This is a genomic window from Kocuria sp. UCD-OTCP (assembly GCF_000349605.1).
Taxonomy (GTDB): Bacteria; Actinomycetota; Actinomycetes; order Actinomycetales; family Micrococcaceae; genus Kocuria; species Kocuria rosea.
The window spans coordinates 39,019-62,956 of the sequence record NZ_AOSQ01000016.1; the positions used below are offsets into that span (position 1 = coordinate 39,019).

The following is a 23,938-nucleotide window of genomic DNA, read 5'->3' on the forward strand; positions in this document are numbered from 1 at the left end:
TCCTGCCGCCGTCCCGGGGGCTGGCCGGGGCGACGGCCGGGCAGGCGCCGGCGTTCGGCCGCACCCTCCGCCTCGCCCTCGCCATGCGCGGCGGCGTGAGCCTCGCCGTGTGGATCGGCGGCGCGGTGGCCGAGCTGGACCTGCTGCGCCGGATCCGGATCCACCGGGACCGCCGCGGGGCGCTGCACGCCTACCTCCTGCACCCCGCCGAGACCCCGGACCCGGTGCTCGAGGAGCGGGCGGCGGTGTACGCGCGGCTGCTCGCGGACGCCGGCTACGACAGGGTGGACATCGACCTCCTCGCCGGGGCCAGCGCCGGCGGGCTCAACGGCGTGGTGCACGCCGTGGCCCAGCGCGCGGGCTCCGACCTGGACGCCCTCGGCCGGATCTGGGCGGAGCACGGCGCCCTCGGCCGGCTGCTGCGCCCGCTCGGACGGCACCCCGTGGACTCCCTGCTGCGCGGCGACGACTACCTGTGGCCACGGCTGCTGGAGGCGCTCCTGGCGCTCCGGGGCAGCCCGGAGCACCACCCGGACCTGGTGGCCGAGCACGTCACGGTCGAGCTCTCCGCGACGGTCCTGGACAGCGACCCCTCGCCCTACAGCGCGTCGGCGGAGGGGCGCAGCGACTTCCACTTCTCCTCCCCGGAGCCGGGCTCCCCCGGTCCGTCCCTGGACAACGACATCCCGGGGCGGGACACGGCCCCCGCGCAGGCCGCGGCCGCGCTGTCCCGGCTGGCCTACGCCGCCCGGGCGACGTCCTCCTTCCCCGGCGCCTTCGAGCCGGCCTCGGTGTGGTCCGCCCCGACCCCGGGCCCGCGGGGCGCCCCGGGCCCGGCGGCCGGGCGCCCGGATCTGAGCCACGCGTTCGGCGCCCACCGCGACCCCGCGGAACTGCCCTACCACGTGGTCGACGGCGGGGTGTTCGACAACATCCCCATCGACCGGGCCCTCGAGGCCGCGCGCACCAGGACGTCCCTGCGGCACGCCGACCGGGCCCTGCTGTACCTCGACCCGGACCCGCCCCACCGCGAGCGTGCCGTGCCCTTCGTGCGCGACCTGCCGCGGCTCGTGGGCACGCTCGCCGCCACGGTCTCCCGGCTGCCGCGGCGGGAGTCGGACGACGACGAGGTCCTGGCCCTGTCCGACTACCTGGACGCCCAGCTCGTGGCCGGCGGCCGCCTGCACCCGCTCGCGGCGCTGATCGGGGGCTGGGACGAGGCCTCCCTCGAGGAGCGGCGCCGGGCCTACCTGCGCTACCGGGCCCGGACCGACGCCGACCTGCTGTCCCGCCTCCTGACCCGCCCGGCGCAGTGGCAGCTCACCTCGACCCTGGCCCGGCGCGACGCCCTGCGGGCCCGGCCGCCCCGTGCGCTCGACCCGCTGCGGGCGGAGCTGCTCCGGCGCTACGACGCCCTCTCCCGGGGCCCGCTGGAGGACCCCGCCGCCGCCGCGGTGCTGCGCGGGGCGCAGGCCCTGTTCGACGCCGCCGCCTGCGTGCTGTCATGGGCGCGCGTGCTGGAGGAGCTGGGCCTCGACGGGCCGGCCGGACCGCCCGGGGGATTCGACCGGTCCCTCGCCCGCGAGCGCGCCTACCGGGTGCTGGCGCGCGCCCGCCACGAGCGCGACCGGCGCTTCCACGCCGTGCTGGCCGCCGTCGCGGACCCGGCGGCCGATCTCACCGGGGCCGTGGACCCCTGGCTCGGCGCGGCCGGCGCGGGGCACCGGCCGGCGGACGCCTCCTGGGCCGAGCTCGACGCGGTCGTGGACGGGCTCCGGGGACTGCGCGCCGCGGTGGACGAGCACCTGGACGCCGACGTCCCCGGCCGGGCGGCCCGCCGCGCGGTCTGGGAGGCGTCACCCTGGTCCAGGATCCCCGCCGGGGAGAGGGCGCCGGGCGCGGCGGACCTGCCCCCGCTCCTGGCCGCCGCAGGGATCCCCGCCGCGGTGTCCCCTGTGGCCTACGGGGAGATCCGCGGCGACCAGGCCCCCGCGGCGCCGGACGCGTTCCCCGCGCTCCGGGCGGCGCTGGTCCGTGACCGCCTCCAGCAGGCCCTCGACACGCCGGGGGCGGATCCCCGGGAGCTCGCCCGCCTGCTCACGGACGCCGAGGAGCGGATGCCGGCGGGCGCCAAGCTGGCCGGTGCGGGACTGCTGAACTTCCGGGGGTTCCTGGCCGCGGACTGGCGGGCCCACGACTGGTGGTGGGGACGCCTCGACGCGGCGGCCGGGGTCGCCGGATTCCTGCGCGGGCTGCCGGCGGCCGCTCCGGCGTCTCCCCCGACACCCTCGACGCCCCCGACGGCCCCGCCCAGCGCGCCGAGCGGTTCCCCGGCCGGGGACAGCCCGACGGTCGACCCCGTCGTCGCCGGCCTGCAGGACGCCCTGCTGCGCGACGCCGGGCACGGCTGTCCCGCCCGCGGCCGGGCGGTGGTCGGCGCGAGCGCCGACGGGCTGGACCGGCTGGCCCCGGGGCACTTTTCGAAAGAATTTTATGGCCCTGGANGGCGAGGACACCAAAACGGTTTCGAAAATGCCCCGCCCCGTCTGGGAGGTCGTGCTGCTGGTGCTCCAGCCCCTGCTCGTGCTCGTGCCCGCGGTGGTGACCCCGGTGCGCGCCGCCCTGGCCGCCGTGGCGCTGACGGCCGGGCTGTGGCCGGCCGCGGGCCCGGTCGCCGCGGAGGCACGGGCGTGGTCCTGGCCCGGTGCCGCCCTGCTCGCGGCGGTCGCCGCGGCGCTCGTGCTGTCCCTCCTGCGGACGGGGCGGCGCGCGCTGCGGAGGTGGTCGGCCGTCCGGGACGCCGCCGGGGAGCGGCCGCCTCCTCGCACCGGGGCCGCCTCCGGGGAGCCTGCGGGATCGGCCGTCCCGGCGGTCACTGCCGCGGAGGTCGGCGCCGCCCGCGGCGGCGCGCTGCGGCGGTCCGCCCTCGCGGGTGCGGCCGCCCTGTCCCTGCTGCTCCCGCTCGGGGCGGCCGTGCCGTCCGGGCGCGCGGCCGCGGTCCTGCTGCTGGTGCTCGGCGTGCTCGCCCTGGAGCGCCTGAGCGCGGTGCTCGCGCTGCGCGTGCCGCGCCGCGAGGGCCTGGACGAGATCGGGCGGGCGGTCCTCGTGGTGCCGGCCGCGGTGGCGGTCTGGGCCGTGGCGGCCCTGACCGGCCTCCCGGGGCTCGTGCCGGACGGCGCCGGAGCGCGGGCCGCCGTGCTGGCCGTGGCGCTGCTGGCGGTCGGTGCCCTGCTCCTGGCGGGGTGGGTGCAGCCCGCCTGGGCCCTCGCCGTCGTCCCGGCCGCGGCGGCCGTCGGCGGCGCCGCGTCCTGGGTGCTGTGGTCCTGGGCCGGCGGCCCCGGGTCGCTGTGGACCGACCTGGCGGCCGTGGCCGGGGCCGCCTACGCCTGGGCGGCCGTCCTGTGGTGGGCGCCCGCCGAGGGCATGCTGCGGCGGCACGGCCCCGGTGAGGAGCTGCTGCCCCGCCGGTGAGCCGTCCACTCCGGGTCGGGAACGGGGCGGGTCCCGGATCGGGCAGGTCCGGGACGAGGCGGGTCCCGGATGAGGCGGGTCCCGGAGGGGCGGCCCTCAGAAGAGACCGGTGACGCGCCCGTCGTCGTCGATCCCGATCCGCTCCGCCGCCGGGGAGGTGCCCAGTCCCGGCATGGTGCGCATCGTCCCGCAGATCGCGTAGAGGTACCCGGCGCCCACGGCGGCGCGCAGCTCCCGGACGGGCAGGGACCACCCGGTGGGCGCTCCCTTGCGGGCCGGGTCCGCCGTGGTGGACAGGTGGGTCTTGGCGATGACGACCGGCAGCCCCCCGTAGCCGAGCTCCTCGTAGCGGGCCAGCTGGTGCTCCGCGGCCGGGGTGATCTCGAGGCCGTCCGCGCCGTAGACGCGGGTGGCGACCGCGGTGAGCTTGTCCTCGAGGGACTCGGTGAGCCCGTAGGTCGGGGTGTACCCGGCCGGGTGCTCGCACGCCGCGGCCACGGCGTCGGCGAGCTCGGCCGCCCCGGCGCCGCCCTCGGACACCGCCGTGCACACGGCCACCTCCGCCCCGGTCGCCCGGGCGATCCGGCGGATCGCCTCGTGCTCCGAGGGGTGGTCCCCGGGGAACGCGTTGATCGCCACGACCGGGGAGATCCCGAAGGACCGGGCGATCGCCAGGTGGTGGAGCAGGTTCGCCGCCCCCGCCTCCACGTCCCCGGGGTTCTCCTGGAGCATCTCCGCCGGCAGCGCCCTGCCCGGGCGCACGCTGTAGCGGCCGGAGTGGGTCTTCAGCGCCCGCACCGTGGTCACGAGCACCGCCGCGTCCGGGGTCAGGCCGGAGGCCCTGGCCTTGACGTTGACCAGGCGCTCGAGGCCCATGTCCGCGCCGAACCCGGCCTCGGTGATGACGTAGTCGGCGTGGGCCATGGCCACGTAGTCGGCGACCACGGAGGAGTTGCCGGTCGCGATGTTGCCGAACGGTCCGGCGTGGACCAGCGCCGGGGTCGCCTCGAGGGTCTGCAGCAGGTTCGGCTGGAAGGCGTCCTGCAGCAGCACCGCCATGGACCCGGCGGCCTTGAGGTCCTCGGCGGAGACCGGCTCGCCGTCGTACGTGGCGCCCACCACGATCCGGCCCAGGCGCCGGCGCAGGTCGGCGAAGGACGTGGCGAGCGAGAGGATCACCATCACCTCGGACGCGGCCGTGATGTCGAAGCCCGTCTGGCGGGGGACACCGTCCTGGTGGTCGCCGAGGCCCACCACCACGGTGCGCAGCGCCCGGTCGTTGACGTCGAGGACCCGCCGCCACGTGATCGAGCGGGCGTCCAGGCCCAGGGCGTTGCCGTGGTGCAGGTGGTTGTCGATCATCGCCGCCAGCAGGTTGTGGGCGGCCGTCACGGCGTGGAAGTCCCCGGTCAGGTGCAGGTTCAGCTTGTCCATCGGCAGTAGCTGGGCGTACCCAGCCCCCGCCGCCCCGCCCTTGATCCCGAACGTGGGCCCCATAGAGGGCTGGCGCAGGGTCAGGGCGGCGGAGCGGCCGGTGGCGGCCATGCCCTGGGCCAGGCCCACCGCCGTGGCCGTCTTCCCCTCGCCGAGCGGCGTGGGGGTCAGCGACGTGACCACCACGTACCGCACGCCGCGGGCGTGCTTGCGCGCGGCGGCCTCCTCGGGGGTGGACACCTCGTCCGGGCGCGGGTCGACCTTCGCCACGAAGCGCCCGTAGGGCTCCAGGCGGTCGGCGGCGATCCCGGCGGCCGCCGCGATCTCGCTCACGGGGCGGGGCCGGGCGGCCTGGGCGATCTCCAGGTCCGAGGGCATCGGGTCGGTGACGTGCGTCATGGGGCCAGTCTGCTGGACCCGGGGCGTCCCGGCCAGTGCCCCGCCGTCCTCGCGCGGGCCCCGGCGGCGCGGAACCGGCACGGGCCGGGGCGCGCCGTCCCGATACAGTGGAGGACGATGAAACTCCTCGAAGCCCTCTCCCCCGAGCTCGGCACCCCGGGCCACCCGTACTACCGCGGCGACTTCGCCACCAACGCCCTGTCCGGGGACGAGGTCTACGAGGGGTTCCTCGGCTGGATCGCCTCCCGGGACATGGAGCTCTACCCCGCCCAGGACGAGGCCGTGCTCGAGTTCGCGAGCGGGTCCAACGTGATCCTCGCGACCCCGACCGGGTCCGGGAAGTCCACGGTGGCCGTCGCGGCGCACTACGCGGGTCTCGCCGCCGGGCAGCGCTCGTACTACACCGCCCCGATCAAGGCGCTCGTGTCCGAGAAGTTCTTCTCGCTCGTGGAGATCTTCGGCGCGGAGAACGTCGGCATGGTCACCGGGGACTCCGCGGTCAACGCCGCGGCCCCCATCATCTGCTGCACCGCGGAGATCCTCGCCAACGTCGCCCTGCGCGAGGGCCGGGACGCGGACGTGGGGCCCGTGGTGATGGACGAGTTCCACTTCTACTCCGACCCGCAGCGCGGCTGGGCGTGGCAGGTGCCGCTGCTGGAACTGCCCCAGGCGCAGTTCCTGGTCATGAGCGCCACGCTCGGGGACGTCTCCCGCTTCGAGGAGGGGATCACGGAGCTCACGGGCCGCCCGACCACGACGGTGTCCTCCGCGGAGCGGCCCATCCCGCTGCACCACTACTGGTCCGAGGATCCCATCCACGAGGCCCTCGAGGAGCTGCTGAGCACCAACCAGGCCCCGGTCTACGTGGTGCACTTCTCCCAGCTGCAGGCCATGGACCAGGCCCAGAACCTGATGTCCGTCAACGTGCTGACCAAGGAGGAGAAGGAGCGCATCGGCGAGCTCATCGCCGGGTTCCGCTTCTCGGCCGGCTTCGGCAAGACCCTCAACCGGCTGGTCCGCCACGGCATCGGGGTCCACCACGCCGGGATGCTGCCCAAGTACCGCCGGCTCGTGGAGCAGCTCGCCCAGACGGGGCTGCTCAAGGTCATCTGCGGCACCGACACCCTGGGGGTGGGCATCAACGTGCCCATCCGCACCGTGGTCATCACGGCGCTGTCCAAGTTCGACGGCGAGCGCACCCGCCGGCTCAACGCCCGCGAGTTCCACCAGATCGCCGGCCGGGCCGGACGCGCCGGCTACGACACGGCGGGCACCGTGGTGGTCCAGGCTCCCGAGCACGTCATCGAGAACAACAAGGCCATGAAGAAGGCCCACGCCAAGTTCGGCGACGACCAGAAGAAGCTGCGGCAGGTGGTGCGGAAGAAGCCGCCGCAGGGCTTCGTGTCCTGGGGGAAGCCGACGTTCGAGACCCTGGTCGCCTCCGATCCGGAACCGCTGACCTCGTCCTTCACGGTGACCCACTCGATGCTGCTCAACCTCCTGCAGCGCCCCGGGGACCCGGTGCTCGCGGCGTGGCACCTGCTGACCCACAACCACGAGACGCGGCCGCGGCAGCGCGCCCTGCTGAAGCAGGCCATCGGCATCCTCAAGGAGCTGCGCGCCGCCGGCGTCGTCGAGAAGCTCCCGGAGCCCGACGAGGAGGGCCGCACCTGGCGGCTGACCGTGGAGCTGCAGGAGAACTTCGCCCTCAACCAGCCGCTGTCCCCCTTCGCCCTCGCCGCCCTCACCCTGCTGGACCGGGAGGACCCGGGCTACGCCCTGGACGTCGTCTCCGTGATCGAGGCGACCCTGGAGAAGCCCCGCCAGGTCCTGAACATGCAGGAGAAGAAGGCCCGCGGGGAGGCCGTGGCGTCGATGAAGGCCGAGGGCCTCGACTACGACGAGCGGATGAAGGAGCTCGAGGACGTCAGCTACGCCAAGCCGCTCGAGGAGCTGCTGACCCAGGCGTTCGAGACGTACCGCACCGGCGCCCCGTGGGTGGCGCAGTTCGAGCTGACGCCCAAGTCCGTGGTGCGGGACATGTACGAGCGCGCCATGACGTTCGGCGACTACGTGCAGTTCTACGGCCTGGCCCGCTCCGAGGGCATCCTGCTGCGCTACCTCTCCGACGCCTACAAGGCGCTGCGCCAGACCGTGCCCCTGGACCTGCTCCGGGAGGACCTCGAGGACCTCGTGGAGTGGCTGGGCGAGCTCATCCGGCAGACCGACAACTCGCTGCTCGACGAGTGGGAGAAGCTGGCCGCCGGGGAGGAGTCCCCCATGGGCACCTCCGCTGACTCCCTCGAGGAGCTCATCGACGAGCAGCCCCCCGTGATCACGTCCAACCCGCGGGCGTTCCGGGTCATGGTGCGCAACGCGCTGTTCCAGCGCGTCGAGCTGTTCGCGGACGAGAAGGACAAGGTCCTGGGCGCCCTCGACGGCGAGCACGGCTGGGACCGGGACCGGTGGGCGGACGCCATGGACGCGTACTTCGGCGAGCACGAGGACATCTACACGGACCCCCAGTCGAGGGGGCCGGGGCTGATCCGGATCGACGAGCAGCCCGAGGGCCTGCCGGGGTTCTGGACCGTGGTGCAGGTCTTCGACGACCCGGACGGCCACCACGACTGGGGCATCAACGCCCGCATCGACCTGCGGGCCTCGGACGAGGACGGCTTCCCCGCGGTGGTCGTGGACAACGTGGGGCCCATCACCGAGACGGGCCGCTGAGCCGGGGCCGCCCGGCGGTCCCTCCCACGACGACGGAGCCCCCGGTGCGCACCTGCTCGGTGCGCGCCGGGGGCTCCTGCTCCCGGTGCGCGGGGCACCGGGATGGGGTGGCTCAGACGGCGGAGCTGCCGCCGCCGCGGGGGGCGTCCGGGGTCGTGGTGCCGGCCGACTCCTGGGTCTCGGCCCGGGCACCGGAGAGGGCCTCGGCCTCCGGGGCCGGCACGGCGTCCGGCTCCGGGCCCACCCCGGTGCGCTCGAACTCGCGGTGCTTGCCGCGGGCGCGGTCCAGGAGCTCGTGGAACTGCTTCTCGGACTCGAGCAGCTCCTGGCGGTGCTTGTCGGAGATCTTCGGCATCTGCCGCTGGTACTTCGCGGCCTTCTCCGCCAGCTTCTGGCGCTCCCCGGCGGGGGCGTCCTGCGGCAGGGTCACGTACTTCTCGGCGACGGTCTGCAGGCCGTTGAGCACGCGCAGGGCCCGGCCCTTGGGGCTGTAGAGGGAGGCCAGGACGGTGATGATCAGCACCCCCACGATGACGGTCAGCGAGAGGCTGATGCCGACCTCGACGACCTCCACGTGCTCACCGTTGTTGATGAAGCCCAGGTTGTTCTCGTGCAGGGCGTGCAGGATGAGCTTGACGCCGATGAAGCCGAGGATGATCGCCAGGCCCCAGGAGAGGTAGATGAGGCGGTCCAGGAGACCGTCGATGAGGAAGTAGAGCTGGCGCAGGCCCATGAGGGAGAACGCCACGGCGGTGAACACCAGGTAGGTCTGCTGGGTCAGGCCGAAGATCGCGGGGATGGAGTCCAGCGCGAAGAGCACGTCGGTGCCGCCGATGGCCACCATCACGAGCAGCATCGGCGTCATGACCTTCTTGCCGTTCTCCATGGTGAACAGCTTGTCGCCGTCGTACTCGTCGGAGGTGTGCATGAAGCGCTTGGCGGTGCGGATGATGAAGTTGTCCGCCTCGTCGTGGGCGGACTCGGACAGCTCGCCCTTGATCAGGGAGCCGGCCGTCAGCAGCAGGATGAGGCCGAACAGGTAGAAGATCCAGGCGAACTGGTTGATCAGCCCGGCGCCCACGAAGATCAGGGCGGTGCGGGCGATCAGGGCGAACGTGATGCCGAACAGCAGGACCTTCTGCTGGTCCTCGCGCGGGACCTTGAAGGACGCGATGATGATGAGGAAGACGAAGAGGTTGTCGACCGACAGCGCCTTCTCGGTGATGTACCCGGCGTAGTACTCGCCGGCGTACCGGCCGCCCCACTGGACGAGGACGAACAGGCCGAAGAGGAGGGCGATGCCCACGTAGATCGCGGACCAGATCGCGGCTTCCTTGAGCTGCGGTTCGTGGGCCTTGCGCACGTGGAACACGTAGTCGAAGAGCAGCAGGCCGATGATGGCCGCGATGGTGACGATCCAGACGGTGAGTGAGACTTCCATGGTTCTGCTTTCGGGGTCGAGTACGGGACAGCCGTAAGTCTCTCCGCCGTTCCCGCCGGACCGTTCCGGTCCAGTGCTGGGCTCGACCGCTGCGTCCGGCCGGGTTGTGGCACCCGACGTGCTGACGTCCACAGCGCTGAGGGATACTCCCCTAGGCTCGGCCCAGTCTATACGGACGTCCCGGCCGGCACGGCCAGGGGCCCGGTCCGCCGTGCGGCGGACCGGGCCCCTCCCCGCACGGGCCGTCGAGGACGGTCCCGGGCGCTCAGCCTGCGGTGGTGCTCAGTGCCGGGCCTCCCGGTGCTCCGCGTGCTCCAGGTGCCGGCTCTCGCTGTGGTGCTCCTCCGCGGTCTTGCCCGTGTGCTCGTGGAGGTCGGGCAGCTCCACGGCGGAGCGTTCCGAGGCACCGCGGGCCGCACGGTGCTTCTGCACGAGCTCGGCCTGCACGATGCGGATCTCCTGGGTGGGGGTGCCCTCCGGGATGCCCCGGTAGACCTCGATGGCCCGGTGCAGCTCGGCGACGGCGTGGGCGGACCGGCCCTTCGGGCTGACCATCGAGGCGACCGTGGCGACCACGATGATGGCCACGATCACGCCGAGGGACACGAAGGTGGGGATCTCGGGGGCCCACCCGATGTGCTCGCCGCCGTTGATGAAGGGCACCTCGTTCTCGTGCATGGCGTGCAGGATGAGCTTGACGCCGATGAACGCCAGGATCAGCGACAGTCCGTGCTTGAGGTAGATGAGCCGCTCCATGAGCCCGCCGAGCAGGAAGTAGAGCTGGCGCAGGCCCATGAGGGCGAAGATGTTGGCCGTGAAGACGATGAACGGGCTCTGGGTCAGCCCGAAGATCGCCGGGATGGAGTCGAAGGCGAACATCAGGTCGGTCACGCCGATGGTCACGAAGACGACGAGCATCGGGGTGAAGAGCTTCTTGCCGTCCACGGTGGTGCGCAGCTTGTTGCCGTCGTACCGGTCCGTCATGGGGACCACGGTGCGCAGCCTGCGGATGAGGCCGTTCTCCTCCGACTCGTCCTCGCCGTCGTCCTTGGCCTGGTGGTACGCCGTCCAGAGAAGGAAGACGCCGAAGAGGTAGAAGACCCAGGAGAAGTTTGCGATGATCGTGGCGCCCAGCAGGATGAAGATCCCGCGCAGGACCAGCGCGATGATGATGCCCACCATCAGCACCTCCTGCTGGTACTTCCGCGGCACCGCGAAGCGGGTCATGATCACGATGAACACGAACAGGTTGTCGATGCTGAGGCTGTACTCCGTGATCCAGCCCGCCACGAACTGTGTGCCCTGCTCGGCGCCCGCGAAGGCGAACATCAGGGCGCCGAAGACCAGGGCGAGGGCCACGTAGACGCCCACCCAGATGCCGGCCTCCTTCATGGAGGGCTCGTGGGGGCGCTTGGCGACCATGATCAGGTCGAAGAGAAGGATGCAGCCGAGAACGACGAAGGAGCCGATCTCGAACCACGCGGGTAGCTGTGTGTGCACGCGAGTTCTTTCGCTTGGAGATGGGTGAGCCCGCGGGTCGGCGTCGTCCGGGGAACGGGGCGGACCGGGGCATCACGATGAGCCGCAAGTCTCTCCACCGCCCCCGGCGGGCTGGAGGCCCGGGTGCCGAGGTGCGGTCGCTGCGACCGGCCCGGCTCCGTTGCCCGGCGTGCTGACGACCGCAGCGCTGAGGGATACTCCCCTACGCGGAGAGCACTCTACCCGAACCTGGGAGAACGCCGGGAACGGACGCGGCCCCGGGTCCCGGTCCCGGCCGGAGCGGGCTCAGGCGTGCCCTGCCTGCTGCATCTGCCGCAGCTCCTTCTTGAGGTCCGCGAGCTCGTCGCGGATCCGCCCGGCGAGCTCGAACTGCAGCTCGGCGGCCGCGGCCTGCATCTGCTCCGTCATCTGAGCGATGAGGTCCGTGAGGTCCTCCGCCGGCGCGGCCGCGAACCCGTCCCGGCGCAGCTTGTCCTCCGCGGCCGTCACGGCGTCCCGCCCGCCCTTCGCCCCGGTCGGCGCGGTCTTCTTCCCGGCGGCGGCACGGCGGGCGAGCAGCTCCCGGGTGTCCTCCTCCTCGCGCTGGAGCTGGTCGGTGATGTCCGCGATCTTCTTCCGCAGCGGCTGGGGGTCGATCCCGTGCTCCGTGTTGTAGGCGACCTGGATCTCCCGGCGCCGGTTCGTCTCCTCGATGGCCGTGGCCATGGAGTCGGTGATCCGGTCCGCGTACATGTGCACCTGGCCGGAGACGTTGCGGGCGGCACGGCCGATCGTCTGGATGAGGGACGTCGTGGAGCGCAGGAAGCCCTCCTTGTCGGCGTCGAGGATCGCCACCAGGGAGACCTCGGGCAGGTCCAGGCCCTCGCGCAGCAGGTTGATGCCCACGAGGACGTCGAACGTGCCCATCCGCAGCTCGCGCAGCAGCTCCACGCGGCGGAGGGTGTCCACGTCCGAGTGCAGGTACTGGACCCTGACCCCGTGCTCCATGAGGTACTCGGTGAGGTCCTCGGCCATGCGCTTGGTGAGGGTCGTGACGAGCACGCGCTCGTCCCGCTCGACCCGCACGTTGATCTCGTCGAGGAGGTCGTCGATCTGCCCCTTGGTCGGCTTGACGACCACCTCGGGGTCGATCAGCCCGGTGGGCCGGATGATCTGCTCCACGTAGCCGTCCGCCTGGGACAGCTCGTACTTGCCCGGCGTGGCCGAGAGGTAGACGGTCTGGCCGATGCGCCCCAGGAACTCGTCCCACTTCAGCGGGCGGTTGTCCATCGCCGAGGGCAGCCGGAAGCCGTGCTCCACGAGGGTGCGCTTGCGGGACATGTCCCCCTCGTACATGCCGCCGATCTGCGGGATCGTCACGTGGGACTCGTCGACCACCAGCAGGAAGTCGTCCGGGAAGTAGTCGATGAGGCAGTGCGGGGCGGAGCCGCGGGGGCGGCCGTCGATGTGCAACGAGTAGTTCTCGATGCCGTTGCAGTAGCCCATCTGCTCCATCATCTCGAGGTCGTACGTGGTGCGCATCCGCAGCCGCTGGGCCTCGACGAGCTTGTTCTGGGACTCCAGCTCCTTCAGCCGCGCGGCGAGCTCGTCCTCGATGGACTTCACGGCCGTGGCCATCCGGTCCGCGCCGGCCACGTAGTGGGAGGCGGGGAAGACGTACATCTCCGTCTCCTCCCGGATGATCTCCCCGGTGAGCGGGTGCAGGGTGTAGATCGACTCGATCTCGTCGCCGAAGAACTCCACCCGGACCGCGTGCTCCTCGTACATCGGGATGATCTCCACGGTGTCCCCGCGCACGCGGAACGTGCCGCGGTGGAAGTCGACGTCGTTGCGCGCGTACTGCATGTTCACGAACCGGCGCAGCAGCTCGTCGCGGTCCATCTCCTCCCCCCGGCGCAGCGTGACCATCTGCGCCACGTACTCCTCGGGGGTGCCCAGACCGTAGATGCAGGACACGGTGGCGACCACGACGACGTCCCGGCGGGTCAGCAGCGCGTTGGTCGCGGAGTGCCGCAGCCGCTCGACCTCCTCGTTGATGGAGGAGTCCTTCTCGATGAAGGTGTCCGTCTGCGGCACGTAGGCCTCGGGCTGGTAGTAGTCGTAGTAGGACACGAAGTACTCGACGGCGTTGTTGGGCAGCAGCTCCCGCAGCTCGTTGGCGAGCTGCGCGGCGAGCGTCTTGTTCTGCACCATGACGAGGGTGGGCCGCTGGACGCGCTCGATGAGCCACGCGGCGGTCGCGGACTTGCCGGTGCCGGTGGCTCCGAGCAGCACGACGTCCTTCTCCCCCGCCTCGATCCTCGCGGCGAGCTCCTCGATGGCCCGGGGCTGGTCGCCGGCGGGCACGTAGTCGGAGATGACCTCGAAGGGGGCGACGACACGGTTGATCTTCTGGGCGAGGCTCATGGCACCAGGCTACGCGCCGCCCCGGACACGGAGGCCGGGTTCCTCCGGAGGCGATCGGCCCCGCGGCCGCCGGGGCCGCCCGCCGGAAATACGCCGCGGGCGCCGCCCGTTGCACAGGGCACACCGCCGCGCCGGGCGGGTGCCGGCTTTTCGAAGCGGTTTTTGAACCTCCTCGTCACGCTGATGCTGGTCCTCATCGTGGTCCTCATCATGCTCATGGTGCTGATCTCCGGGGGCATCGCCCAGTGGGTGNCTTCGAAAAGGGCCCCGCCGGCAGCGGCCGGGCCACCACCGGGAGGAACACCGTGTCCATCGTCATCACCGGCGCGACCGGCCGGCTGGGCCGCCACGTCATCAGCTCCCTGCTGCGCCTGGACGTGCAGCTGCCGGACCTCGTGGCCGCCGGCCGCGACGAGGAGAAGCTCGGCGCCCTCCGGGAGCTGGGCCTGGCCACCGTCCGGGCCGACTACACCGAGCCCGCGACCCTCGACGAGGCGTTCGCGGGGGCGGACACGGTCCTGCTCATCTCCAGCAGCGAGGTGGGGATCCGGGTTCCCCAGCACCGGAACGCGGTCGACGCCGCCGTCCGGGCCGGGGTGTCCCGCCTCGTCTACACCAGCGCCCTCGGCGCCGACCGCGGGAAGCTGCTGCTCGCCGACGAGCACCTGGCCACGGAGGAGGCGATCGCCGCGTCCGGGCTCCCGTTCACGATCCTGCGCAACGGCTGGTACACCGAGAACTTCGAGCCGGCCCTGCGGCACGCGGAGACCACCGGCGTGGTCCTGGCCAGTGCCGGGGACGGCCGGGTGGCCAGCGCCACCCGCGAGGACTACGCGGAGGCGATCGCCGCGGTCCTCGCCCAGGACGGCCACGCGGGGCAGACCTACGAGCTCTCGGGGGACGTGGCGTGGAGCTTCGACGAGCTGGCCGCCGCGCTGACCGAGGTCCTGGACCGGGAGGTGACCTACCGGCGGCTCACGCCCGAGCAGCACCTGGCGGAGCTGGAGCGGACCGGCGTGGACGAGAGCACCGCGCGGTTCCTGGTCGCACTGGACGCCAACATCGAGGACGGCGCGCTGGACCTCGTCACCGGGGACCTGTCGCGGCTGCTCGGCCGGCGCACCACGGCACTGGTGGACGCGCTGCGCGCGATGCGCTGACGCGCCGTGCCGCGGGCGGGGCCGTCAGTTGCGGGACGTCCCGGCCCGGGGGCCGCCGCGGGAGTCGTCGCGGTGGTAGAGGTACTCGTTGCCGTGCTCGTCCCGCTCGATCACGAAGTGCTTCTGGCACTCCTCGTACCAGGCGTGGGCCCGTTCGCTCTCCCCGGCGCCGTGGGTCTCCGGCGCCACGCGATCGGCCGCACCGTAGATCTTGAGCGCGATCTGGTTCAACCGGTCCAGGAGGCGGTAGCCCGACGACGGCGCGTCCTCGTTGACGGTGTGCTGCTCTTCAGACATGGCGTCCCCCAGGTGACCGCGGTGCGGATGGGACCATTCTATTCCTCGTGCCGCGCCCCGCGAAGGCCGGTCGGCCGGCAGCCCCGGGCACCCCGGACGGCGTGCCGGGAGGGCGCGGTCACATCCGCTGGTACCTGGCCCGGACCACCATGAAGACCCCGTAGCAGATGAGGCCCAGGGCCACGGCCCCGAGGATCCACGCCCCGAAGGGCTGCTCCTGGAGGGCCCTGAGCGCACCGTCCAGCCCCGACGACTGCTCCGGGTCGCTGCGCACCGTGGCGACGACGACGAGCACCCCGAGCACCGCCAGGGCCACGCCCTTGGCCGCGTAGCCGGCCGTGCCCAGCCACATGACCGCCCTGCCGGCCGTGCCCGGCGGCAGGCTCTTCAGGTTCTCCCGGAAGGACCTCGTCACGCCCCGGTGGACGAAGAAGGCGCCGGCGACGACGAGGCCCAGCCCCACGGCGATCAGCAGGACAGTGCCGGCCGGGTGCGCCATGAGCCGGGCGCTGAGCGACTGGGTGGACCCGCTGCTGTCGCTCGTGCCGCCGAGGGCGTAGGTCCCGAACACGGCGCCGATGGCGCCGTAGACGACCGCCTGGCCGCCCATCTTGACGCGGTGCTTGAGCCGGTCCCGGTCCGAGCGCTGCGTCGCGCCGAAGAAGATCTCGCTGAACAGGAAGACGGCGAGCGCCGCGCAGCCGAGGAAGCACGCCCACAGCAGGACGGTGCCGCCCGGGCTGCCGGCGAGCGCGGCGACCGCCCCCGACTGGTCCGCCGAGCCCGAGCCGCCGGTGGCCACGCGCAGCGCGATGACCCCGATCATGACGTGCAGCAGACCCGCCGCCACGTACCCGGCGCGGGCCGCGAGGACGAACCCGCGGGAGTCCGTCGCGTCGTCCGCGGCGTCGGCCGCCCTCGTGGCCTGCCGGCCGACCTCGCCCATGGTTCCTCCTGCGGTGTGGGTCTCCATCGTGCGCCTGCGGACCGCCGGTGTCCACGACGCCGTTCGGCTGACACCGGGGTACGCCCCGGACCGGGGCCCGCCGGGGTGCCGCCCCGGGCCGGCTACTGCCGGAAGGCGGCGTCGAACGAGGCGCCGGAGGGGGCGAAGTCGAAGCGCTTCAGGAAGGCCAGGGCCTCGGGGGCGCCCCGGAGGCGGTCCATGCCGGCGTCCTCCCACTCCACGGAGATCGGTCCGTCGTAGCCGATGGCGGTGAGGGCCCGGAAGCTGTCCTCCCACGGCACGTCCCCCCGTCCGGTCGAGACGAAGTCCCAGCCGCGGCGGGGGTCGCCCCAGGGCAGGTGCGAGGACAGGACGCCGTTGCGCCCACCGCCGGTCCGCATCTTCGTGTCCTTGCAGTCCACGTGGTAGATCCGGTCCGCGAAGTCGGAGATGAACGCCACCGGGTCGATCTGCTGCCACAGGAAGTGGCTGGGGTCCCAGTTCAGCCCGAAGGCCGGGCGGTGGCCGATGGCCTCCAGCGCCCGGTGCGTGGACCAGTAGTCGTAGGCGATCTCGGAGGGGTGGACCTCGTGGGCGAAGCGCACCCCGCACTCGTCGAAGACGTCCAGGATGGGGTTCCACCGGTCCGCGAAGTCCTGGTACCCGGCGTCGATCACGTCCTGGGAGACGGGCGGGAACATCGCCACGTACTGCCAGACGGAGGACCCGGTGAAGCCGACCACGGTGTCCACGCCCAGTTTCCGCGCGAGCCGTGCGGTGTGCTGCAGCTCCTCGGCGGCGCGGGTGCGCACTCCCTCGGGCGTGCCGTCGCCCCAGACCCGGGGTCCCACGATGGACTCGTGCCGGAAGTCGATCGGGTCGTCGCAGACCGCCTGGCCCTTGAGGTGGTTGGAGATGGCCCAGACCCCGAGGCCGTGGCGCTCGAGGATGTCGAGCCGGTCCTGGACGTAGGCGTCGTCGTCCCACCGCCAGGCGTCGAGGTGCTCGCCGGAGACGGCGATCTCCAGGCCGTCGTAGCCCCAGCCGGCCGCCAGCTCGGCGACCTCCTCGAGCGGGAGGTCGGCCCACTGGCCGGTGAACAGCGTGTAGGGGTGGTGTCCCATCGTCGGTCCTTCGGGTCGGGGAGAGCGGTGCTCCGCTCGTCCGGGGTCAGAGGTGGACGGTGGCGCCGGAGCGCGCCGCGCTGTCCGTCACGGCGGCGAGCACCCGCTGGACCTCCAGGCCGTCCTCGAACCCGGGGGCGGCCGGGGTCCCCGTGTCGATGGACCGCAGGAGCTCGGCGGCCTGGCTGGTGAACGTGTGGTCCCAGCCCAGGACGTGCCCGGCCGGCCACCACGCCCCCACGTAGGGGTGGGTGGCCTCGGTGACAAGGATCCGGCTGCTGCCCTGGGTGTCCGGCGGCGCGGTGGCGTCGAACAGGTGCAGCTCGTTGAGCCGCTCGAGGTCGAAGCGCAGCCCGCCCAGCGATCCGTAGACCTCGATCCCGAGGGCGTTCTTGCGGCCGGTGGCGCAGCGGGAGACCTCCAGGCCGACCACCGCCCCGGAGGCGGTGCGCAGGGTGGCCCAGGCGGCGTCGTCGACCGTCACCGGCTCGGGGCCGTCCTCCCCCGTCCGGGTGGGGACGAACGTGGTGAGCGTCCCGGAGACGGACGTGACCGGCGAGTCCAGGAGGAAGCGCACCTGGTCGACGGCGTGGGAGGCGAGATCGCCCAGCGCCCCGGACCCGGCGGTCTCCCGGCGCAGGCGCCAGGTCATGGGCGCGTGCTCGTCGGCGAGCCAGTCCTGCAGGTAGCTGACCCGGACCTGCCGGACCAGGCCCACGCGGCCGTCCGCGATCAGCTGCCGGGCCAGTGCCAGGGCCGGCACCCGGCGGTAGTTGAAGCCCACCATGGAGTGGACGCCGCGGGTCCGGGCGGCGGCCGCGGCGGCCGCCATCCGCTCGGCCTCGGCCACCGTGTTGGCCAGCGGCTTCTCCACGAGCACGTGCTTGCCGGCCTCGAGGGCGGCCACGGCCATGTCGGCGTGCAGGTGGCCGGGGGTGCAGATGTCGACGACGTGGACGTCGTCCCGTTCCAGCACCGACCGCCAGTCGGTGCCGCTCTCCTCCCAGCCGTACCGCCGGGCGGCCTCGGCCACGTGCCCGGCGTTCCGGCCCACCAGCACCTTCTGCGCCACGCGGGGCGTGGGGTAGAAGGCGTTGACGTTGCGCCAGGCGTTGGAGTGGGCCTTGCCCATGAAGGAGTGGCCGAGCACGGCGACGCCCAGGAGGGCGCTCCCGTGGGCGGGGGGAGCGGCGGGGTCGGGCACGGTGGTGGTCATGGGTGTCCTCCTGGGGACCGGGCGGCGCACGAGCGCAGGAACGCCAGTCCGTCCTCGGCGAGCTGGTCCTGGCTCTCGGCCAGGGGCCGCCAGATCGAGGCGGCGGTGGCGATGCTGGCGTTGCGGGCGGTGAAGCTCTCGATGCTGAGGGCGCCGGTGTAGCCGACGGCGTCCAGGGCGTCGAAGATGCCCGTCCAGTCCGTCTGGTCCCCGCCGGGGGCTCCCCGGTCGTTGCCGCAGACCTGGACGTGGACGAGGTGCCGGCCGGCCGCCCGGACGGCGTCGGCGGAGGAGCGCTCCTCGATGTTCAGGTGGTAGGTGTCCAGGGCCAGTCCCACGCCGTGGCCCAGCAGCGGCCCGAGGGCCTCGAGCGCCTGGGCGGTGGTGTTGAGCAGGGACGTCTCGTAGCGGTTGAGCGGTTCGATGCCGAGGACCACCCCGGCGGCCTCGGCCTCGGCGGCCAGCGGGGCGAGACGGCGCCGCAGCTGCGCGTAGGCGTCCGCGCGCTCCGCCGCGTCCATCCGCCACACCCGGCCCGTGCGGGCGTAGAAGGGCCCGCACACGGCCGGGGCGCCGATGTCGTGGGCCAGCCGGATGCAGGCGCTGAGATAGTGCTGGGTGCGGGTGATCACGGCGTCGTCCGCCAGGACGAGCTCGCGCCCGGGCGCCATGGCGCCGACGAGCAGCGGGCTGAGCCCGCCGAGGGCGTCCCGCACCGCCCCGGCCGAGAGGTCGCCGACGTTCTCCAGCGGGAGCTCGACGGCGTCGAAGCCCATGTCCGCGATCCTCGCCAGGAGCGGGGGCAGGTTCGCGTCGGTGAGGGGGGACTCCCACACCCAGGTGTTGACGGCGATCGGGCGCTGCACGGGTCTGCCTCCTCTCGTTGCGGTGGGCTGGATGGCGCCCCGCCCGCCGCCGGGGTGTCCCGGGGCCGGGCCGGTGGCGGGCAGGGCGCGGTCGGGCGGGTCAGGGGATGACGCGGTCCCGCCAGACGTCGGGGTAGCCGGGCAGGTCCTCGCCGCCGAACTTGGCGTAGTGGCCGTCGGGCATCCCCTCGTTGTCGGCGAGGAAGTCCGCCCGCTGCTCCTCGGTGATCGGCTCCTGCGGCAGGACCCACTCGGCGGGGACGTCCTCGCCGGCGAAGATCTGCTCGAGCGCCAGCAGCGGGGTGCGCCACTGGAAGTTCGAGTACACCGGGGCGAGGCCGGTCAGGCCGGTGTCCTCCCACTTGCGCAGGTAGCTCATCTCGTCCTCTCCGGTCATCACCGGGTAGTCCGCGCCGGCGTCCTCGAACGCCTCGATGGCCGCGACGGCGCCGTCGCCGGCGTCCATCCACACGCCCTGCACGTCCCCGGTGGCGAGCTCGTCGGAGATGATCTTCTTGATCTCGGTGGGGTCGGCGCCGGTGAAGTAGTCCGTCGCCTCGATCCCGTTCTCCTCGAAGATCCGCTCGGCCGCGGCCCAGCGCTGCTCCAGGACGTCGACGCCCGGGAGGATGCGCAGGGCCACCACCTTGTCACCCTCCTGCAGGTTGTCCACCAGGAAGTTCGCCGAGTCGATGCCCCAGGCGAAGCCGCCGATGGGGTGGATGAACGTCGTCGCGCAGTCGGTCTCCACCCCGCGGTCGAAGACCACCACCGGTTTGCCGGTCTCGCAGGCGCGCTCCACGGCGGGCGTCAGGGCGGCGGTCGAGTTCGGCGAGATGATGAACCCGTCGCACTCGCCCTCGGCGATGAAGTAGTCGATGTCGGCGATCTGCGTGTTGTCGTCGTCCTGGGCGTCGCGGGTCTCCATCTCGGAGATCACCCCGGAGTCCTGGAGCACCTTCAGCTGCTCGTTCATGGTGATCCACCCGGTCTGGCGCCAGGGGTTGGAGATGGAGGCGTTGGAGAAGCACACCTTCTGCGGGCCGTCGGCGGCGAACTCCCCGGTGGCGGTCGTCTCCCCGTCGATGTACTGCGTCCAGGGCTGCTCCGGGTCCCCCTCGAAGGAGGCGGAGCGCTGCTCGAGCTGCCGGTCGTACTCCGCCTGGTCGAACCACTCGTCACCGCCCTCCGGGGCCGGCGTGGCGGCGGCCTCCGCGCCCCCCGTCTCGGCGGGCGGCGGCTCCTCCATCGACTGGTCGGTGGTGCAGGCGGTCAGTCCCAGCAGCGCTGCCGCTGCCACCACGGTGATCCTTGACTGGATGCTTCGGCGCATCATGTTCCTTCCTCGTCGGTGCCCGGGGTGGGCGGTGCTGCGATGGCACGTCTCGGCTCCTGCGCCGCCGCGGTCCGGCCGCGCCGGCGGCGCTTCCAGGTCTGGGTGCCGGCGGCGACGGCGAGGATGATGATCGCGCCCTGGACGGTGTCCCGCCAGGTCGACTGGACCCCCAGGAAGTTCAGGAGCGCGAAGAGGGTCTCGAGGGCGAAGGCGCCGGCGGCCGCGGAGAGCACCCAGCCGCGCCCGCCGCCCAGCACGACCCCGCCGAGGACCACGGCGGTGATGGCCGTGAACTCGTAGCCGCGCCCCACGGACGGGTGCACGCCGGCGTAGCCGACGAGGATGATCCCCGCCACGGTGGCGGCCAGGGAGGAGAGCATGAACGCCCGGGTGCGCACCCACCAGACCCGGGCCCCGGTCAGCGCGGCGGCCCGGGGGTTGTCGCCCACGGCGACGAGCGTGCGGCCGTAGGGCCGGCGCATGAGCCAGAGGGCGGCGAGCGCGACGACCGTCACCAGGACCACCGGGTAGGGCAGGATCCCCAGGACCGGGACGTCCTGGATGCCGCCGCGGCCGATCTGCCGGAAGCTGTCCGCGGGGTTCCCCGTCGCGGCGCCGCCCGTCCAGTAGAGCACCAGCCCGAGCAGGGCGAGCATGGTGCCGAGGGTGACGATGAAGCTCGGCACCTTCAGGAGCGTGGTGACCAGCCCGTTGACCAGGCCCACGAGGGCGCCGAGGACGAGCATCAGGACCAGCACGGGCACCGTCCGGCTGTCGTCCTGGCCGATGAGGTTGCCGGCCACGAACACCTGGGCGGTGACCACCGAGCCCATGGACAGGTCGAACTCCCCGGAGACGATCACGAAGTACTGCCCGATGGCCGCGATGGCGATCGGCGCCGTGCGGCCGACGAACCGGATCAGCGAGCCCGGTTCGCCGAAGGACGGGTTGACGGCGACGGCCGCGACCAGCAGCACCAGGAGGAGCACGAAGACGGCCCCGCCGGGTGTCCGCAGCCCGCGCAGCACGCGCTCGTGCCACGGTGACCGGTTCTGCTGCAGGACCGCGGTGCGGTCCGTGACGGTGGCGCTCATGCCGTGACCTCCTGCGCGGTCCGTCCGCTCCGGTCGTCGAAGCGCGCGGGCCGGCTGACCACCCGGCGCCGGGCGTAGACGGCCACGGCGACGACGATGACGATGCCGCGGACCACGTCCTTGAGGAACGGGTTGATCTGCATCACGCTCATGATGTTGTCGATCATCGCGAAGATGAGGACCCCGCCCAGCGTCCCCACCAGCGATCCCTTGCCGCCCGCCAGGAGCGTCCCGCCCAGGACCACGGCGGCGATGGAGAGCAGGTCGTACCCGCCCTGGGACCCGATCGTGGGGCTGCCCACCCCGAGCCGCGCCGCGAGCAGCAGCCCCGCGAGACCGGCCATGACGGAGCAGATGACGTGGGCGGCCACGATCGGGGTGCCGGTCCGGATCCCGGACATCCGGGCCACCCGGATGTCCCCGCCGACCGCGTACATGTGGTGGCCCAGGCGACTGCGGGTCAGCATGAGCAGCACCGCGCCCGCGCAGGCCAGCATGATCAGCGTGGAGATGGGGACCGGGCCGATGCCCGTGGCCCCGATGAGGCGGAAGGCCACCGGGGTCTGCCCCGAGCTGCCCTTGTAGTTGGTGGCGAGGTAGCCGCTGACGACGAGCCCGGTGCCCAGCGTGGCGATGAACCCGTGGACCTTCAGCCCGGACACCACCAGGCCGTTGACCAGGCCGATGCCCGCGGAGACGACCAGGGCCAGCGCCACGCCGGGCAGGACGTTCCCGGGCTGGTTCGCCATGAGGCCGGCCGAGAGCAGGCTCGCGAGGCTGATGACGTACGGCACGGACAGGTCGAGGCTCCCCACCAGGATCACGAGCGTCTGGCCGATCGCGATGAAGCCGAGGACGCTGGTCCCGGTGAGGATTGCGGAGATGTTGCCGGCGCTGACGAAGCTGCGCCCGGTGGCGCCCACGAGCACCGTGCCGACCACGACGGTGAGCAGCACCACGAGGTAGACGATGTGGGTGGACGTGAGCCTCGAGAACGCGTTCACGGTCTCGCCCCTTCCGTGCGGGCGCCGGTGGCCAGCCGCAGCACCTGCTCCTCGGTGCTGTCCGGCGGGAGCTCACCGGCGATCCGGCCGTCGCGCAGGACCACGATCCGGCTGGACATGCCGAGGACCTCCGGCAGTTCGCTGGAGACCATGAGGATGGCCCTGCCCTCCGCGGCGAGCATGCGCATGAGGTTGTAGACGGCGATCTTGGCGCCCACGTCGATCCCTCGGGTGGGCTCGTCGAGCAGCACGACCCGCGGGTCCACGGCCAGCCACTTGGCGAGGACGACCTTCTGCTGGTTCCCGCCCGAGAGGTACTGGACCTCCTGGTCCAGGTCCCGGGCCACGACCTCCAGCGAGGAGAGGACCCCGGGGACGTCCTTGCGGGCCGCGGCGGTCCGCCGCGGGAAGACGGAGCGGATCACGCCCAGGGCGTTGTCCAGGATGGACTGGTCGAGGCTCAGCCCCTGGGACTTGCGGTCCTCCGTGATCAGGGCCACGCCCTGCCGGACGGCCTGCCGGGGCGAGGTGGCCGTGTACGGCCTGCCGTCCAGCGCCATGGACCCGCGGGTGAAGGGGTGGACGCCGAAGACGGCCTCCACCAGCTCCGTCCGCCCCGAGCCCTGGAGCCCGGCGACCCCCACGATCTCCCCGGCGCGCAGGGTCAGGTCGATGCCGTCGAGCTGGTCGTTGCCGCCGCCGTCGATCCTCAGGAGCTCCCGCCCCACCCCGGTGCCGGGCACCGCCTCCGGGAAGTAGGCGGAGATCGGGCGGCCCACCATCATCCGCACCAGGGCGGCGTCGTCCATGGCGGAGGCGGGCTCGGTGCCCACCACGCGGCCGTCCTTGAGGACGGTGATGGTGTCGCACAGGTCGAAGATCTCCTTCAGCCGGTGGGACACGTACAGGATGGCGGTGCCGCGCGCCCGGAGCCGGCGGACGATCGCGTAGAGCAGGTCCACCTCGGGGCCGGCGAGGGCCGCGGTCGGCTCGTCCATGGAGATGATGCGGGCGTCGTAGCTGATGGCCTTGGCGATCTCCACGATCTGCTGCTGGGCCACGGACAGCGAGCTCACGGTCGTGGTCGGCCGGATGCTGGTGATGCCCAGGTCCTCGAGCAGCTCGCTCGTCCTCGCGTTCATGGCCCGCCGGTCCACGAGCAGGCCCCGGCGCGGCTCGCGGCCGAGGAACACGTTCTCGGCCACGGTGCGGTCGGGCAGCAGGTTGAACTCCTGGAACACCGTCGACAGCCCGGCCACGTGCGCCTGGGTGGGGTGGTGGAACTCGACGGGGGTGCCGCCGATCTGCACGGTGCCCGCGTCCCGCTCGTGCACCCCGGCGAGCACCTTCATCAGGGTGGACTTGCCGGCGCCGTTCTCGCCGACGAGCCCGTGCACCTCGCCGGCGTGCAGCCGCAGGTCCACGTCCTCGAGCACCGGCACCCCGAAGAAGGACTTCGACAGGCCGGTGACGTCCAGCACCGGGGAGCTCGTGCGCTCGTTCATGCGGTCACT

15 protein-coding genes and 1 pseudogene are annotated in these 23,938 nt (G+C 72.8%); 3 read left to right on the top strand and 13 right to left on the bottom strand.

Annotation, left to right across the window (positions count from 1 at the left end; translation table 11 throughout):
• The first annotated feature begins 83 nt into the window (after positions 1-83).
• Complete coding sequence (locus tag H488_RS36505; RefSeq protein ID WP_441295098.1) at positions 84-3,449, top strand: DUF3376 domain-containing protein; 3,366 nt, start codon at positions 84-86, stop codon at positions 3,447-3,449.
• 118 nt (positions 3,450-3,567) lie between these two features.
• Here H488_RS36505 and H488_RS24715 read toward each other — a convergent pair whose 3' ends face one another.
• Positions 3,568-5,304 (bottom strand): formate--tetrahydrofolate ligase, encoded by a 1,737-nt coding sequence (locus tag H488_RS24715; protein WP_017832821.1) that lies wholly within the window; start codon positions 5,302-5,304, stop codon positions 3,568-3,570.
• A 117-nt stretch (positions 5,305-5,421) separates the two neighbouring features.
• Here H488_RS24715 and H488_RS24720 point away from each other — a divergent pair, with 117 nt between their 5' ends.
• Positions 5,422-8,034 carry a DEAD/DEAH box helicase gene (locus H488_RS24720; RefSeq protein ID WP_017832822.1) on the top strand — a complete coding sequence of 871 codons (2,613 nt, stop codon included), beginning with the start codon at positions 5,422-5,424 and terminating at the stop codon, positions 8,032-8,034.
• A 112-nt stretch (positions 8,035-8,146) separates the two neighbouring features.
• Here the strand turns inward: H488_RS24720 and H488_RS24725 are convergent, their stop codons facing one another.
• The 3 genes and pseudogenes from H488_RS24725 to uvrB form a co-directional block, all read right to left on the bottom strand.
• A complete protein-coding gene (locus H488_RS24725; protein ID WP_017832823.1) occupies positions 8,147-9,475 on the bottom strand; it encodes a TerC family protein in 1,329 nt (442 codons plus the stop codon).
• A gap of 510 nt (positions 9,476-9,985) precedes the next feature.
• A pseudogene (locus tag H488_RS24730) lies at positions 9,986-10,975 on the bottom strand (TerC family protein); the annotation flags it as partial.
• 285 nt (positions 10,976-11,260) lie between these two features.
• Positions 11,261-13,381, bottom strand: coding sequence for an excinuclease ABC subunit UvrB (uvrB, locus tag H488_RS24735; protein ID WP_017832825.1), 2,121 nt, complete (start codon positions 13,379-13,381; stop codon positions 11,261-11,263).
• Positions 13,382-13,686: 305 nt separating this feature from the next.
• On the opposite strand from uvrB, the gene H488_RS24740 reads away from it, so the two are divergent.
• Positions 13,687-14,541: an SDR family oxidoreductase gene (locus H488_RS24740; RefSeq protein ID WP_031282667.1), complete on the top strand. Its 855-nt coding sequence runs from the start codon at positions 13,687-13,689 to the stop codon at positions 14,539-14,541.
• 24 nt (positions 14,542-14,565) lie between these two features.
• Here the strand turns inward: H488_RS24740 and H488_RS24745 are convergent, their stop codons facing one another.
• The 9 genes from H488_RS24745 to H488_RS24785 form a co-directional block, all read right to left on the bottom strand.
• Positions 14,566-14,838: a hypothetical protein gene (locus tag H488_RS24745; protein ID WP_017832827.1), complete on the bottom strand. Its 273-nt coding sequence runs from the start codon at positions 14,836-14,838 to the stop codon at positions 14,566-14,568.
• Positions 14,839-14,956: 118 nt separating this feature from the next.
• Positions 14,957-15,784, bottom strand: a complete 828-nt coding sequence (locus H488_RS24750) for a DUF1206 domain-containing protein (protein ID WP_017832828.1) — start codon at positions 15,782-15,784, stop codon at positions 14,957-14,959.
• Positions 15,785-15,906: 122 nt separating this feature from the next.
• Entirely contained in the window at positions 15,907-16,908 is a 1,002-nt protein-coding gene (locus tag H488_RS24755; protein WP_017832829.1) for a sugar phosphate isomerase/epimerase family protein, read from the bottom strand.
• 46 nt (positions 16,909-16,954) lie between these two features.
• Positions 16,955-18,124, bottom strand: coding sequence for a Gfo/Idh/MocA family protein (locus H488_RS24760; RefSeq protein ID WP_017832830.1), 1,170 nt, complete (start codon positions 18,122-18,124; stop codon positions 16,955-16,957).
• Positions 18,121-18,990 carry a sugar phosphate isomerase/epimerase family protein gene (locus H488_RS24765; RefSeq protein ID WP_017832831.1) on the bottom strand — a complete coding sequence of 290 codons (870 nt, stop codon included), beginning with the start codon at positions 18,988-18,990 and terminating at the stop codon, positions 18,121-18,123. Before H488_RS24765 ends, H488_RS24760 begins: the two co-directional genes overlap by 4 nt.
• Positions 18,991-19,090: 100 nt before the next feature.
• A complete protein-coding gene (locus tag H488_RS24770; protein WP_031282668.1) occupies positions 19,091-20,323 on the bottom strand; it encodes a substrate-binding domain-containing protein in 1,233 nt (410 codons plus the stop codon).
• Positions 20,323-21,420, bottom strand: coding sequence for an ABC transporter permease (locus tag H488_RS24775; protein WP_017832833.1), 1,098 nt, complete (start codon positions 21,418-21,420; stop codon positions 20,323-20,325). The genes H488_RS24770 and H488_RS24775 overlap by 1 nt, the downstream gene beginning before the upstream one ends.
• Entirely contained in the window at positions 21,417-22,424 is a 1,008-nt protein-coding gene (locus tag H488_RS24780; RefSeq protein ID WP_017832834.1) for an ABC transporter permease, read from the bottom strand. The genes H488_RS24775 and H488_RS24780 overlap by 4 nt, the downstream gene beginning before the upstream one ends.
• A complete protein-coding gene (locus tag H488_RS24785; RefSeq protein WP_017832835.1) occupies positions 22,421-23,929 on the bottom strand; it encodes a sugar ABC transporter ATP-binding protein in 1,509 nt (502 codons plus the stop codon). Before H488_RS24785 ends, H488_RS24780 begins: the two co-directional genes overlap by 4 nt.
• Between the last annotated feature and the right edge of the window lie 9 nt (positions 23,930-23,938).